Here is a 12,587-nt window from a genome sequence, read left to right on the forward strand (position 1 = left end):
GTTGTTCCCCCTTCCTGTTACTCCATGTCTTGATCAGGGCTTTTAGTGACTTTACGGTCTGCATGGACGCGAATATTATCATCTGATACAGTAACCCCATCAAGGCCGCTGATGTCCAGCTCCCCGGTACGATTGACGGAAATGCTCAGGGGAGTTTTTAAGCGGAGTTGCTGACTGGTATCAAGATGCTCCAGCCCGATGGCAATTACCACGTTCAGTTGGTACAGTTCACTGGTTTCAGTACTATTCATGTTGGCTTGATTAGAGAGGTTGCTGACAAATGTTTTTCTGGTTCTGTTCATCTAATAATCCCTCAAAATCTCTTGCAACTTTTCTGTTTTTTCTTCGTTGGTCATTTCACTTAACCTAAGATCATAAAGCTGCTCTAATAACCCGGAGCAATCTTTTTGTGAAAAGGCCAAATCAACCTCATAGCCTCCGCACTTAAATTTAGCTTTATTCATACTAAGCCACCTCTTTTAAAACTTAACTGTTGTTGATTCAGACTTATTTTTATCCCTGTTTTCACTGACGGTTTTTATGTCTCCTTCCTGGGATTCCTTTTGCATCTCAATCATTTTCCTCGTTTCCTCACCGTTGCTGATTTTATTATGGCGCTCGGCATTTACAGAAAAATGCCTATAGCGGGTATCGTTTTCGTCATAGAGCTTGCCGTCAATAAAGACGTTGCCGTTTTTATCAATTCTTGTTTCCGGAAATTTACCGCCCTTTATTCGCTTGATGACAATCCAGTCATCATTATTGCAATTTGTCATATACACGCCTCTTTTCTCAAGTGACATTTAATTTAACCAAAGATTCGGTCTGTGTGATAACCGACCCTGTTGATAGAGTCATGTTGGACTGCTGGTTCGTATTTAACTGATCAATAATATCGGCCTGCATATGAACATGTTCATGGCCTGAGCGTTGCTTAGATTCATTTAATTTCTCAGTCATTGGTACAGCCTCCTCTGCAGATTGGTGCCAAAAAAGTCTTAAATATGGCTAGGTCCCCTGTTGCCGGGGCAACAGGGGACCCGGACTTTTATGCGTTAATTTGGTCGTTATCCAGGTTTGTAGAGTAGCCGAACTGAGCTTCCATAACGGTTAAGACTTGAGCTGCAACTAAAGCAAGAACTTGCTGAGCATTTTGGTTAACTACTTTTTGATTTATAACACTGGCTAAAAATACATCTGGCATTTTATTTCCTCCTTATAATTTAAATGTTTATCTGCGCAGGACGCTGCGTAGCGCCCTAATCTGATCCAATCTGGTGGCACCTTCGCCCCTGGCTGAGGACAAGTTCTCCAGGCACTCAAAAGGTTCTGCGTTTGGCAGATTATCGTCGGTTTCAATTCCGTGACCGTCTACGCTGAGATCCAGGGGATTAAACTTTTTCCCGTCGATGGTCAGGCCGCCTTTGTTAAACCCGATTTTCAAGGTACATGCTCCTTTCTCATAGATTTACGTGCCGACTATATCTGAATCATCGTTGGTTGCAAAGCCAAACTGGGCCTCCATAATGTTAGATAACTGAGCGGCAACGATGGTCAGGACCTGCTGAGCGTTTTGGTTAACTGCTTTCTGGTTAATCACATAGGCCTGAAATACATCGGCATTTGCAGGTATGATATGGTGGGCGTGTCTGGGTTTTTTGCCGTACTGATGTTGAAACGCGAAACTCCTCATGCATATAGCTCCTTTCTTAGGTTGTGACAGCGAAAACTTATTTGTGGCTATTAAGCTACGTATTAATGATATCGCTGTCGTCGTTGGTAGCAAAACCAAACTGAGCCTCAATGATGTTGGACACCTGTGCTGCAACTAATACAAGTACTTGCTGGGCGTTTTGGTTTACCGCCTTTTGATTAATTACGCTTGCCAAAAAAAGATCGCCGGGGATTTGTTGTCTTTGGTTGGACATTTGTTCACCTCCTGATTAATGTATAATATGACAACGGGTATAGATTCTGTGATATAATCAGTTGCTGTTTAATGTCTGTGCCTAGGTCATGATTAGGCGATATCATAGTATGCTAATAGAAGATAAATTGTTAATAGTTTAATGTTCTGCATGCTGATTTTTTATTAAATAAGGCATAAATTAATCATGCCCGGCCTTACAGATTGCAAAGCAAAAGCAGTACGCTTTTCCACGTTGGAGGCATTATGTCGCGAACTTAATTGTCAGCCCGGTGATTTGCTTGAATATCAGCCGGATGAGTAAAGGATATCAACACTCTATTGGCGAAGAACCCAACAGGTGGTTTATCCTGTACTGTGAGGAGTGAGAGTTATGGAATCTCTTAGTTTTCTGGCGCCCATTGCTTTTATTTTTGGTTTAGCCGGCTTTGCGGAAGCATCCCGGCTGAAAAAGGACGTGGCGGAGCTAAAAGCTGAAGTTGAGAAATTAAAAAACAAATAACCTGGGATAACAAATATCGGTCCCGGGACGGAGAAAAGTCCGTTCCCGGGACCGTTTTTGTTTAATGGTTATGGATGTAAACTATAAGCAGAAGTCTACAACTACGGTGGTTTTGATAACAGTGAAAAGACTGTTATAATAGCCATAACAAGTCTTAAGGAGTTGATGTTCTTGCAGCCAATTTTTGAAGTTGTCACCAATAAGTCTTTTGGCGAAGCGGTGGATGCTGTCATTGAAAGAACCAAGGCAAACGGTTTCAGGGTGCTTCATGTTCATGATGTACAGGCTACGTTGGCAGAAAAGAACTTTGAGCAGGAACCGCTTAAGATTATAGAGGTCTGCAATGCAAAATATGCTCATACGGCGCTGCAAATCGAAGTGACCGTCAGCCTGCTGATGCCCTGTCGGATTAATGTGTATGTAACGGAAGGCAAAACAGTCATCAGCACAGTTAAACCCCGTTCTCTGGCAGGAATATTTAATAAGCCGGAGCTGCAAAGTTTCGCGGAGGATGTTGAGGAAGTTTTGCTCAGGATTATTGATGAAAGTAAATAGGAGCTGTATGTTGTGGCTAAAGAAGAACTGGCAGAGATTAAAGAGCGAATACAGGATTTGAAAAAAAGAATGCCCAAGCACTCTGTAAAACCGGCCATGCTGCAGGAGTTGGAGGAATTGGAGGAAAGGCTGGCTGAGTTGGAACGAGATTAATTAGGCCGTGGACTAAGCGCCATGGCTTTTTTAATATCTGGCCCTACATAAATCGGCCTGGGTTTGAATAAAGGTTACTATATTCAAACCCGGGGGTGCTTATGAAGATTTTAGTGATTACAGGTAAAATTGTGCTGACTGTGGTTGTTGTCTTCGTCCTGACCTTTGTCGCTGTAATGGTGCTGGGCTTATTGGGTTCGGTGCTGTCCGGTCAGATGGATCCTGCACAATTTGTGCAGCTGCCGCTGGTTAACAGGCTGCTGCTGATTATTTCCACTGCTGTGAATATTGGGGCCGTACTTATTATGTATTACTTATTTGAACGAAAACGGGGCTGGTCATTGGGATGGCGGCAAAGAGAACGTTGGCGGCTGGGAAAGGAAGGCGCAATTTGGGGTATAGGAATCATGACGGCGGCTTTTATGGTTATCTGGGCCCTCGGTGGGCTGCAGGTAACCGGCTTTACACTGGAATCAGGTGTAATTGATGCGCTGTTGTTCTCTGTGGTTTTGTTTGCAGTTGTGGCTGTAGGTGAGGAACTGTTGTGCCGCGGGTACTGGTATGGATTGATTAAAAATGATTTTGGATCGCAGGCGGCTATTGTTGGTACCTCTGTTGTGTTTGCGGCGCTTCATTTGATGAACAGCAACGTGCTGCAAAGCCCGGTGCCCTTTATTAATTTGCTTTTGGCTGGGGTGCTCTTGGGTGTGGCCAGGGAAGTGACCGGTGGTTTATGGGTGCCCATGGGTATCCATTTTACCTGGAACCTTTTTCAGGGAAATATCTTTGGCTTTGCCGTTTCCGGTTTGCAGATTGAGCATTCAGTAATCCAGATTGAAACCGCAGGTTCTCAGCTTCTTTCCGGCGGTGGGTTCGGCGCTGAAGGGAGCCTGGTTACCACTGCCATATTGGTGGCCTTTACCTTGGTGATTGCCCGTAAGTATCAAAATGACGTGATTTATAAAAGATGATAATATCAAAAGGAAATATTAACGAAAATAAGGAAGCATATAGGTTATGATAATAGGAAAGCACGCTTATTCAGTTACCTTAGGCGCGTGCTTTTCGATACCGGTTTCCTTAGCAGCTTCGCAAACTGCGAAGCGTTATAATTTACTACCGGTATTAAAAAAAACAGACAAGGGAACCGTCCTTGTGTCTGGTGAAAGGAGTAGGCCGTGGATACAATTTTAAGAAGACGCAGTATTCGCAAATATAAGGACAAGCCGGTGCCGGAGCAGGTGGTGTATGAACTGCTCAGGGCAGGCATGAATGCGCCGTCGGCAGGAAATGCACAACCCTGGCATTTTGTGGTGATCAGGGACCGTAAGATTTTAGATGCCGTCCCCGAATTTCACCCCTATTCCGGGATGATCAGGGAAGCGCCCATGGCCATTTTGGTCTGCGGCGATTTGCGGGAGGAAAAGTATCCGGGATATTGGGTACAGGATTGTTCAGCAGCGACCCAGAATATTTTGCTGGCGGCTCAGGATCGTGGGTTGGGTACGGTTTGGTTGGGAATGTACCCGCGGGAGGAGCGGGTATTGGCAATGCGCAAACTTCTGGGCATGCCCGAAGAGGTGATACCCCTTTCCCTTATTCCTGTGGGGTATCCTGCGGAAAAGAAAGGACCGGCAGACCGGTTTTTACCGGAGCGGGTCCATTATGACGGGTGGAATAAATCCGGTTAATCGATTTGATAATGTAAACAGTACAGCAAAGGCGCCGGTTGAAGCGCCTTTCCCTATGGAGAGATGAGATGACTGACAGAAATAAAGGTATTTTACTTATGATTGCTTCATCTGTTTTTTTTGCCCTGATGGCCACTCTGGTGCGGCTTTCCGGAGATTTACCCACCATGGAAAAAGTGTTTTTTCGTAATGTGGTGGGTTTTGCCGTCTCCGCATTTTTGATCTTGAGAAGCAGGGGGAGTTTTTGGGGCGTGGATAAAAGAGCTTTGTTTATCCGGGCTTTCTTTGGCTTTGTGGCCTTGGTTTTTTATTTTTATGCCATTGACAACCTGCCTTTGGCAAACGCGGTAATCCTAAATCAGACCAGTCCGTTTTTTGTCCTGATTCTGGCCTTTCTCTGGTTGAGGGAAAAAATACGCAAACCCCAGTGGGTGGCCATAATTTTTGCCCTCTTTGGTGTGTCGCTGATTGTGCAGCCGGGATTGGACTATGAGCTGTTTCCCGCCATTATCGGTCTTTTGTCGGCGGTGCTGGCGGCGGCGGCCTATGCCGCAGTGAGGCATTTGCGCCTGACAGATCAGCCTCAGACCATAGTTTTTTATTTTACCGGCTTTACTACCCTGGCCACATTGCCCTTTTTAATTTTCGGTGAATTTGTTATGCCTGATTTGTTTCAGTTTCTGGCCCTTTTGGGGGTGGGAATAACTGCCACCATTGCGCAATTTTTGATGACCTATGCGTACCGCTATTGTGAGGCAGGGGAATTGTCCATTTATGCCTACGGCAATACCATTACCGCCATGTTTTTGGGTTTGCTGATCTTCGGGGAGCTTCCCGACATTGTCAGCCTGCTGGGAGTCACCTTTGTGCTGTTTGGCGCTTATCTCAATTACTACTCCAAACAGAGCCAAATTGTCCCTGAAAGCGGGGAGCGGGACTGCAGCTAAAAAGAAGAGACGGTTTCATAACAGCAACGTTTCAGTTATAATAGAGGCAGACAAAGTTTGGCGTTGGTACATCAAACTTTGGGAGGGAGAGCTTTGATTCCTCGTAAGCAATATGTTGTTGAGCGTCCCGGATACGAAGTAAATGAAGAAGAGTACCGCCGTTTTCCTGTGCATAGGCAGGCTTTTGTTACGGTGAGCGAAGAAGACACCGGAGAAAAGGTTTACATGGGATGGATTGAAAAGATGCAGGCCAGTGCGCAAAAGAATATGATGCGCAATCTGTCCGGCAGAACTGTGGTGGATTACGCTGTTAACTTTGGCGCCAATACCGTTAACCTTATTTTAGGGGAATACGGATTTCCCAACAGTCACTTTCTTAAATGGGATCCGCTTTATATTCCGGAGCCCATGACAGAGCATCCGGTGGAGATGGAACCGGAAAAGCTGACAAAGCTGGTTAAGGAAACATCAGAACTATATGGCGCAGATTTAGTGGGCGTGACTGAATTAGACGAGAAGTGGGTCTATTCTGAAGACCATCTCTCCAAACCGTTTGTCTTTGCCGATACCCCAAGGCCCCGGGAAACAGAAGAAGCTTTTGAGATCCCCAAATCAGTTAACCGTGCCATTGTCATAGCTGTGGCCATGGATGCAAAGATGATTGAAACATCGCCGGAAGTAACTGCAAGCACCTCAGTTGCTGTGGGCTATTCCAGGATGGGGATTACCGCTGTTTCTTTGGCTGAATTCATTCGTTCTCTGGGCTATGTTGCCATTCCCTGCATGAATGACACCACCATGAGTATACCGCTGGCCATTGATGCTGGCTTGGGAGAAGTGGGCCGGCATGGCCTTTTGATAACTCCGGAATTTGGCTCTAATGTGCGTTTGTGTAAGGTACTTACCAATATGCCGCTAATCCCGGATCAGCCCATTAATATGGGCCTTACTGAGTTTTGCCATCAGTGCATGCTTTGTGCGGTTCACTGCCCGGCAAATGCCATCACCAAAGAAAATCCCTCCTTTAGCGGGGTTTGCGAGAACAACAATTCTGGTGTGAAAAAGTGGCAGGTCCGTTCCAGCGACTGTCTGCGTTTCTGGCAGCAAAACGGTGCCGATTGCATAAACTGCATCGCAGTATGTCCGTTTACCTACGGCTATGAATGGTCACAATGCATGGAGTGTGTCCGTTGTGATACAACCCACGGCTGTGCATTGCACATTACCACCCATTTGCGGGAGAAGCACGGTTATGTCAAAGATGCATACTGGTGGGAGCGACCCACAATAAACCCCTTGACAAGAAAAGGATTATAATGACGGGCCGGTTATTCCGGCCTTGTTTTTTTTGTCCGGAAAAAGACCATACTATGGGCAAAGGGTAAAGGGAGTTGAAATATGGTGCGCAAAATAATTGCTTTGATATTTGTTCTGGCCCTGGTGGCAGTGGGCTGTCCGCAGCAGGCGGAGCCGGAACCCGAAGCTGTAACGGAAAACGTTACGCTATATTACGGTAGCGAGGGTAATGAAGAACTGGTCACCGAAGAGCGGGAAATATCTTACCGTGAGGGTGAGGACCGCTACCAGGTTGTGTTGGAAGAGTTAATTGCCGGCCCGGAGACTGAGGGCTATACCGCAAATATCCCAGAGGAAACAGAGGTTTACGGTACTATTTTGCAAAATGATTCATTGCTGGTTAACTTCAGCGAAGAATTTACGAACTTTGGCGGCAGTGTGGCGGAAGTGGTGGCCATTGCTTCTGTGGTCAACACGCTGACTCAGTTTGAAGAAATAGAACGGGTGAAAATCCTTGCTGAGGGGGAAGAACTAATTGCTCCCAGCGGTGAGCGGCGCGGGTTCATGGAGCCCTTTGCCACAGAAATAACTCCGCCGGCAGTTCAGCAAACGGTGATACTGTATTTTGCCCGTCCTGATGCCACCGCCGTTGTGCCGGAGGAGCGGGAAATATCATTGCCGCAGGAAGCGGAATTTGCACAGCAGCTTGAACTTGTGCTGGAAGAATTGATTGCCGGCCCCCAGCGTGAAGATTTAAGCCCAACCATCCCTGCTGAGGTCAGTGTGCTGAACGTGGACGTGGCGGAAAATACCGCCACAGTGAATTTCTCAGAGGAAATGCACACCGAACATACCGGAGGTGCTGCGGGAGAAACAATGACCATCCTTTCCATTGTTAATACCCTCACCGAATTTCCGGAAGTTGAAGATGTGCTGATGCAGGTGGAGGGCGAACCGATGAATATCGAGCACGTAATACTGGATGCACCGGTACAGCGCAATGAAGAACTTATTGAGGAAGAATAATAACAGTCCGGGCCAACTTTGGTCCGGACTGTTAACATTTCTGTGGCATATTTTAGCAGAAAATTGTTTATACTAAAGATGAATGAGAAAAATATCCATCTATATGATATCAGAACTATGGGGTTGATTGAATGCAAAAAAGCGGAATTTTAGTGGGAATATTGTTGGTTGTTCTGCTGCTGTTTATGGTGGCAGGGTGCCGCAATGGAGTAGATGAAACAGTTGTGGAGGAGCCTGTCTCATCCGGTGAATCCGGCACCGCTGAAGAGAGAAGTGTTAGAAACGGACAAAAGGAAGCATCTGTGCCCGACCAGCCGGATGATGAAGTAGTGGTGGAGATGGTGATTCAGGCACATGCTGTGGCATTGGATATCTTTTTTTCCGCCTTTGAAGACGGCTTCTTAGGTGTTGAGCCCACCCCTTTTGATGAGGTACGGCCTACCCTTATTGAGCACTATTCGGAGCGTCTGGTGGACAAGGAGTTTAAGCAGTTTTATGAAGAGTCACTGTGGGCCTGGGGATACGAGATGCACTTTGCTTTTCCCTTTTTTGACCGGGAAAATATCATTGATTTGGATGTAAAAAAACGTGAGGACACCAGAATTGTTGTCCGCGGCACCGCTTATGTCAATTATGAAGAGCATGACACCATCACACAACATCTGATTTACGAAAACAGCCGCTGGGTCTTGGACTAATGTGGGGCCCGAAAGCTAACAAGTATTGCAACACTGGGAACAGTTCCCGGTGTTGCATTTTTCTTATACTGTGTTATAACGCTTCGCAGTTAGCCAAGCTGCAAAGGTAACAAAATAAGCGTGCCTTTTATATAGAGGAAAAAATATACTATATTTAAGCAGGAAACAATGGCTTAAGAACTAAATAGTATATATGACAGATAAATTTTTCACTTCAGTGGGGGGAAACTAATGTACCGGTTGCGTGTTTTGGATGCTAAGGCGGTGCACACAGAGGGACTAATGGAGATGATCGTTGAGCTGGATAAATATAGTGACCAGCCGTTCACAAGACAGATTTCGCAAACTCCTGTATCTGCAGATGAAGTATACATTTTGGTTCTGACAGAAGATGACCGGTTGGCCGGTTATCTGCAGTGTGGCCCGCTTGGAAAAGACAGCGAGCATTGTGGTTCATCTATGAAAATCGACAGGCGGCAGGGTCAAAGTATTCTGATTTCGCAGCTCTTGCTGCGTGCCAAAAAAGACTTGCTGCGCTACGGTTACTCATACGCTCATTAAGAAGAACAGGGCCGGGATAATCCCGGCCCTGTATATTGTTTATTTATTAATTTCCAGGTTGCCTGATACCGATCTGACCTGTACCCGGTTTTCCCCGCTTCCCACGGTGCCGGCAAAGTTGCGGTTGCCGGAGAGAGAGTCTACGGTTATGGGAAAATCACTGTTTGCTTTGCCGGAAACCGTTTGAAACTGTACGCTAAACTCGGCGTCTTCCGGAAGAATTAGCGTGGTGTTGCCTGAAGTGGTGCTTACGGTAATATTATTGGCAAACTCTTTGTAATCCAGCGTTACGTCCCCGGAGACGGTTTTAGACGTCAGTTCTCCGGCAAACCCGGAAATGCTCAGATTGCCGGATGTGGTGCTTAAGTCGGCCCATTCTGCATTAAAGTCGGTGGCCCGCAGTTTGCCGGAAACAGACTTGAAAGCCAGTGTTTGTAAAGACAGGTCGGAAGCCAGCAGGTCGCCTGAAACCGTCTGAGCCCGCAGTTTTTCAGTGTATTCACCAGGTACATAGACATCCAGGGTGAGCCGCAGGATGGTATTGAAGTTTATTCCCGGCTGCTGTTTTGGCCGGACATCAACGGAAATTCTGTTGCCGCTTTGCCGGGCAAAGTCATAGGGGATTAAATTAGGAGTTGCTTCACCATACAGGTGTACTTTAACTGTACTTTCTTCTGTGGGAATTATGTTTATATCGGTGCTGATGGTTTCAATAATGATTTCCTGCACTTCTTCACTTTCAAATACATGGGTTTCGTCGATGGTCTCCAGGCTGCCGGGGACTATCGAAGCAGTCCAGGGTCCTGCACCTGCTCCTAAAATTCCGGCAAGGGCAAAAGAGACAACCATCAGTGATAAGAGAATCATAACAATTTTTTTCATATCCAGGTTAAGCATTACGAAACCCCCTTAATAATCTTGAGATTAAACTGCAGATATTTTACTGTTCCGATAAAGAAGAATTTAGTCAGGTATACGTTGCCGATGATAAATAGTAAGCCCAGGCAAATCAGTCCGATGGAAGCAAAAAACTGTGCTGCGGGTTGGACTAATGATGCATTGGTGACCGGCAAAATGGGCCCGGCCACGGTGGTAATGAAAACTACCACACCGGAAAAAATTATTGCCGAACCTGCCACATAGAAGGCAAATAGTACCGCCAGCATAGCAATGAAAGGACCCAAAACAATTACAAGATTAAAAAAACCCAGACCCAGTGTGGCCAGCACAGCCCGGAAGATGTTACTAACAGAAGCATCGGTTTCTGCCTGATGAACGTGGTAGTCCGCATTAAACTGCCGGGCAATGGCGCGGGGATCTCCCAGGGATGCGGCGATTTCTTCCTCAGTTTTCCCGTCGGAGAGGCCGATGCGGAAGTGTTCTTCATAATCAAAAATTATTTCATCACGGTCTTGCGTTGCTATGCCCGCCAGGGCCTTATTTAATGTGGTCATAAATTCATGTTTATTCATCTGTATTCCCCCTGATAATTCGGTTAACTCCTTCCACAAATGAAAACCATTCACTGCTTAATGATTCTTTGGTTTCCCGCCCCAATTCGGTTAACTGATAGTATTTACGCGGCGGCCCCTCTTGAGATTCCTGGATGTAGGTGGTAAAAAAACCGCCATCCTTTAGCCGTTTCAGCAAAGGGTAGATTGTTCCTTCAGAAATGGCAATGTTTTTGGAAATCTCGTTAACCAGTTCGTATCCATAGCGGTCTTTTTGTGCCAGCAGCGCTAAAACACAAAGCTCCAGCACACCCTTTTTAAATTGTATATTCATAACAACATCCTTTCACCCGGAAATGTTTCCCTCCTGAATACAAGATAACACAAGCTACCTCACAATGCAAGGTACCTAGCATTATTTAGTCAGCCAGCTTTTAACTTTTAGAACACCGGGGGTCAGGTTTAATCTTATTAATCATTTGCAAAAAGGCACTGCCAGGCTGAAAGGTGGAAAATTGGGAACTGGCCCCTATTATTTCTAATAGAATGGTTTAAAATAAGAGGAGACGGAGAAAATGTGTGGAAAAATGTCAATTAAACCATTTATTTCAGGAGATGACTATGGCAAAATTAGAATTGATAGCTACCGCTGCTTTCGGCTTGGAAGCGGTGGTGGCCAAAGAGTTAAAAGAGTTGGGTTATGCAGATCAGATGGTGGAAAATGGACGGGTAACTTTTGCCGGAGATGAGGAGGCCATCTGTCGCACCAATCTGTGGTTGCGTTCGGCAGATCGGGTTTTGGTTAAGGTGGGAGAGTTTGCAGCTACTACTTTTGATGAGTTGTTTGAACAGACAAAAGCGCTGCCCTGGCCCGACTGGCTTCCGGCGGATGCAGAATTTCCGGTGGACGGTAAATCGGTTAAATCTAAGCTCTTTAGTGTTTCCGATTGTCAGGCCATTGTTAAAAAAGCTATTGTGGAGAAGATGAAGGAAAAGTACGGTAAGGATTGGTTTGAAGAAACGGGCGGCCGCTATAAAATTGAAGTGGGTCTGCTAAAAGACAGGGCTACCCTCACCATTGATACCAGCGGCGCCGGATTGCACAAGCGGGGCTATCGTGAGCTGACTGCCAAAGCACCGCTGAGGGAAACCCTGGCCGCCGCCATGGTGCGGCTAAGTAACTGGCCCGCCGACCGGGTGCTGGCCGATCCCTTTTGTGGTTCGGGGACCATTCCGGTGGAGGCGGCGCTTCTTGCTCTAAATATTGCCCCGGGGCTGAAACGGCGTTTTGCCGCAGAAAAATGGCCTGTTATTTCTGAGCGCCTGTGGCGAAATGCCCGGGAGGAGGCCAAAAGCGCCATTGTTCAGGATCGTCAACTGCGGATTATCGGCACGGATATCGATGAGAAGGTGCTGAGCCTGGCGCGTCACCATGCCAGAAAAGCGGGAGTAGACAAGCATATCCATTTTCAGCAGATGCCCTTTACCAAGCTGCGTTCCCGGTACGAATACGGATTTATTATTTGCAATCCTCCCTACGGTGAACGGCTGGGAGATGTGCGGCAGGCTGAAGCCATTTATAAAGACATGCGCAGCGTATTTGACGGTTTGCCCACCTGGTCGTTCTTTGTCCTTTCATCCCATCTGGGGTTTGAGAAAATCTTGGGCCGGCCGGCAGATAAGAAAAGGAAACTGTATAATGGCCGCCTGCAGTGTAATTATTACATGTACCGCGGACCACAGCCACAGCCCAAAAAAGAAAGCCAATAGATTGGGAGGA

General features: G+C 46.4%; 22 protein-coding genes and 1 pseudogene. 12 read left to right on the plus strand and 11 right to left on the minus strand.

Annotated features, from left to right (window positions below; genetic code table 11):
• Positions 1-17: 17 nt before the first annotated feature.
• From DEALDRAFT_RS01205 to DEALDRAFT_RS17040, 8 genes are all read right to left on the minus strand, one after another.
• Positions 18-302 carry a hypothetical protein gene (locus DEALDRAFT_RS01205; protein ID WP_008514068.1) on the minus strand — a complete coding sequence of 95 codons (285 nt, stop codon included), beginning with the start codon at positions 300-302 and terminating at the stop codon, positions 18-20.
• Entirely contained in the window at positions 303-464 is a 162-nt protein-coding gene (locus DEALDRAFT_RS16790) for a hypothetical protein (RefSeq protein WP_008514069.1), read from the minus strand.
• Positions 465-479: 15 nt separating this feature from the next.
• Positions 480-776 carry a hypothetical protein gene (locus DEALDRAFT_RS01210; RefSeq protein ID WP_008514075.1) on the minus strand — a complete coding sequence of 99 codons (297 nt, stop codon included), beginning with the start codon at positions 774-776 and terminating at the stop codon, positions 480-482.
• Between the two features lie 16 nt (positions 777-792).
• On the minus strand, positions 793-960 hold the full coding sequence (locus DEALDRAFT_RS16795) for a hypothetical protein (protein ID WP_008514077.1): 168 nt from the start codon (positions 958-960) through the stop codon (positions 793-795).
• Between the two features lie 88 nt (positions 961-1,048).
• Positions 1,049-1,204 (minus strand): hypothetical protein, encoded by a 156-nt coding sequence (locus DEALDRAFT_RS17050; protein WP_008514079.1) that lies wholly within the window; start codon positions 1,202-1,204, stop codon positions 1,049-1,051.
• Between the two features lie 27 nt (positions 1,205-1,231).
• On the minus strand, positions 1,232-1,444 hold the full coding sequence (locus DEALDRAFT_RS01215) for a hypothetical protein (protein ID WP_008514081.1): 213 nt from the start codon (positions 1,442-1,444) through the stop codon (positions 1,232-1,234).
• A gap of 24 nt (positions 1,445-1,468) precedes the next feature.
• Entirely contained in the window at positions 1,469-1,693 is a 225-nt protein-coding gene (locus tag DEALDRAFT_RS17035) for a hypothetical protein (protein ID WP_008514085.1), read from the minus strand.
• A 55-nt stretch (positions 1,694-1,748) separates the two neighbouring features.
• Positions 1,749-1,928 (minus strand): hypothetical protein, encoded by a 180-nt coding sequence (locus tag DEALDRAFT_RS17040; protein ID WP_008514086.1) that lies wholly within the window; start codon positions 1,926-1,928, stop codon positions 1,749-1,751.
• A 207-nt stretch (positions 1,929-2,135) separates the two neighbouring features.
• On the opposite strand from DEALDRAFT_RS17040, the pseudogene DEALDRAFT_RS16355 reads away from it, so the two are divergent.
• From DEALDRAFT_RS16355 to DEALDRAFT_RS01270, 11 genes and pseudogenes are all read left to right on the plus strand, one after another.
• Positions 2,136-2,231: pseudogene (locus DEALDRAFT_RS16355) on the plus strand (helix-turn-helix domain-containing protein); the annotation flags it as partial.
• Between the two features lie 69 nt (positions 2,232-2,300).
• Positions 2,301-2,429: a hypothetical protein gene (locus DEALDRAFT_RS17355; protein WP_008514087.1), complete on the plus strand. Its 129-nt coding sequence runs from the start codon at positions 2,301-2,303 to the stop codon at positions 2,427-2,429.
• 165 nt (positions 2,430-2,594) lie between these two features.
• On the plus strand, positions 2,595-2,984 hold the full coding sequence (locus tag DEALDRAFT_RS01230) for a DUF302 domain-containing protein (RefSeq protein WP_040378252.1): 390 nt from the start codon (positions 2,595-2,597) through the stop codon (positions 2,982-2,984).
• 12 nt (positions 2,985-2,996) lie between these two features.
• Positions 2,997-3,137 (plus strand): hypothetical protein, encoded by a 141-nt coding sequence (locus DEALDRAFT_RS01235; RefSeq protein ID WP_008514091.1) that lies wholly within the window; start codon positions 2,997-2,999, stop codon positions 3,135-3,137.
• Between the two features lie 101 nt (positions 3,138-3,238).
• Positions 3,239-4,108, plus strand: coding sequence for a CPBP family intramembrane glutamic endopeptidase (locus tag DEALDRAFT_RS01240; protein WP_008514093.1), 870 nt, complete (start codon positions 3,239-3,241; stop codon positions 4,106-4,108).
• 207 nt (positions 4,109-4,315) lie between these two features.
• A complete protein-coding gene (locus tag DEALDRAFT_RS01245) occupies positions 4,316-4,828 on the plus strand; it encodes a nitroreductase family protein (protein ID WP_008514095.1) in 513 nt (170 codons plus the stop codon).
• Positions 4,829-4,896: 68 nt separating this feature from the next.
• Positions 4,897-5,775: a DMT family transporter gene (locus DEALDRAFT_RS01250; protein WP_008514096.1), complete on the plus strand. Its 879-nt coding sequence runs from the start codon at positions 4,897-4,899 to the stop codon at positions 5,773-5,775.
• A 93-nt stretch (positions 5,776-5,868) separates the two neighbouring features.
• Complete coding sequence (locus DEALDRAFT_RS01255; RefSeq protein WP_008514097.1) at positions 5,869-7,092, plus strand: reductive dehalogenase; 1,224 nt, start codon at positions 5,869-5,871, stop codon at positions 7,090-7,092.
• Positions 7,093-7,173: 81 nt separating this feature from the next.
• The gene (locus tag DEALDRAFT_RS01260; RefSeq protein ID WP_008514098.1) at positions 7,174-8,097 is read left to right on the plus strand and encodes a GerMN domain-containing protein; all 924 of its coding nucleotides are present in this window, start codon (positions 7,174-7,176) and stop codon (positions 8,095-8,097) included.
• A gap of 131 nt (positions 8,098-8,228) precedes the next feature.
• Entirely contained in the window at positions 8,229-8,795 is a 567-nt protein-coding gene (locus DEALDRAFT_RS01265) for a hypothetical protein (RefSeq protein WP_040378253.1), read from the plus strand.
• Positions 8,796-9,026: 231 nt separating this feature from the next.
• Entirely contained in the window at positions 9,027-9,356 is a 330-nt protein-coding gene (locus DEALDRAFT_RS01270; protein ID WP_008514102.1) for a hypothetical protein, read from the plus strand.
• Between the two features lie 39 nt (positions 9,357-9,395).
• Here DEALDRAFT_RS01270 and DEALDRAFT_RS01275 read toward each other — a convergent pair whose 3' ends face one another.
• The 3 genes from DEALDRAFT_RS01275 to DEALDRAFT_RS01285 are packed head-to-tail and all read right to left on the minus strand — an operon-like array spanning position 9,396 to position 11,141.
• Entirely contained in the window at positions 9,396-10,253 is an 858-nt protein-coding gene (locus DEALDRAFT_RS01275; protein WP_008514105.1) for a DUF4097 family beta strand repeat-containing protein, read from the minus strand.
• Positions 10,253-10,828 carry an HAAS signaling domain-containing protein gene (locus DEALDRAFT_RS01280; RefSeq protein ID WP_008514106.1) on the minus strand — a complete coding sequence of 192 codons (576 nt, stop codon included), beginning with the start codon at positions 10,826-10,828 and terminating at the stop codon, positions 10,253-10,255. Before DEALDRAFT_RS01280 ends, DEALDRAFT_RS01275 begins: the two co-directional genes overlap by 1 nt.
• Positions 10,821-11,141, minus strand: coding sequence for a PadR family transcriptional regulator (locus DEALDRAFT_RS01285; RefSeq protein ID WP_008514109.1), 321 nt, complete (start codon positions 11,139-11,141; stop codon positions 10,821-10,823). The genes DEALDRAFT_RS01280 and DEALDRAFT_RS01285 overlap by 8 nt, the downstream gene beginning before the upstream one ends.
• Before the next feature lie 287 nt (positions 11,142-11,428).
• On the opposite strand from DEALDRAFT_RS01285, the gene DEALDRAFT_RS01290 reads away from it, so the two are divergent.
• Positions 11,429-12,577, plus strand: coding sequence for a THUMP domain-containing class I SAM-dependent RNA methyltransferase (locus tag DEALDRAFT_RS01290; protein ID WP_008514111.1), 1,149 nt, complete (start codon positions 11,429-11,431; stop codon positions 12,575-12,577).
• The last annotated feature ends 10 nt before the right edge of the window (positions 12,578-12,587 follow it).

The sequence above is a fragment of the Dethiobacter alkaliphilus AHT 1 genome, from assembly GCF_000174415.1.
Lineage (GTDB): Bacteria > Bacillota > Dethiobacteria > Dethiobacterales > Dethiobacteraceae > Dethiobacter > Dethiobacter alkaliphilus.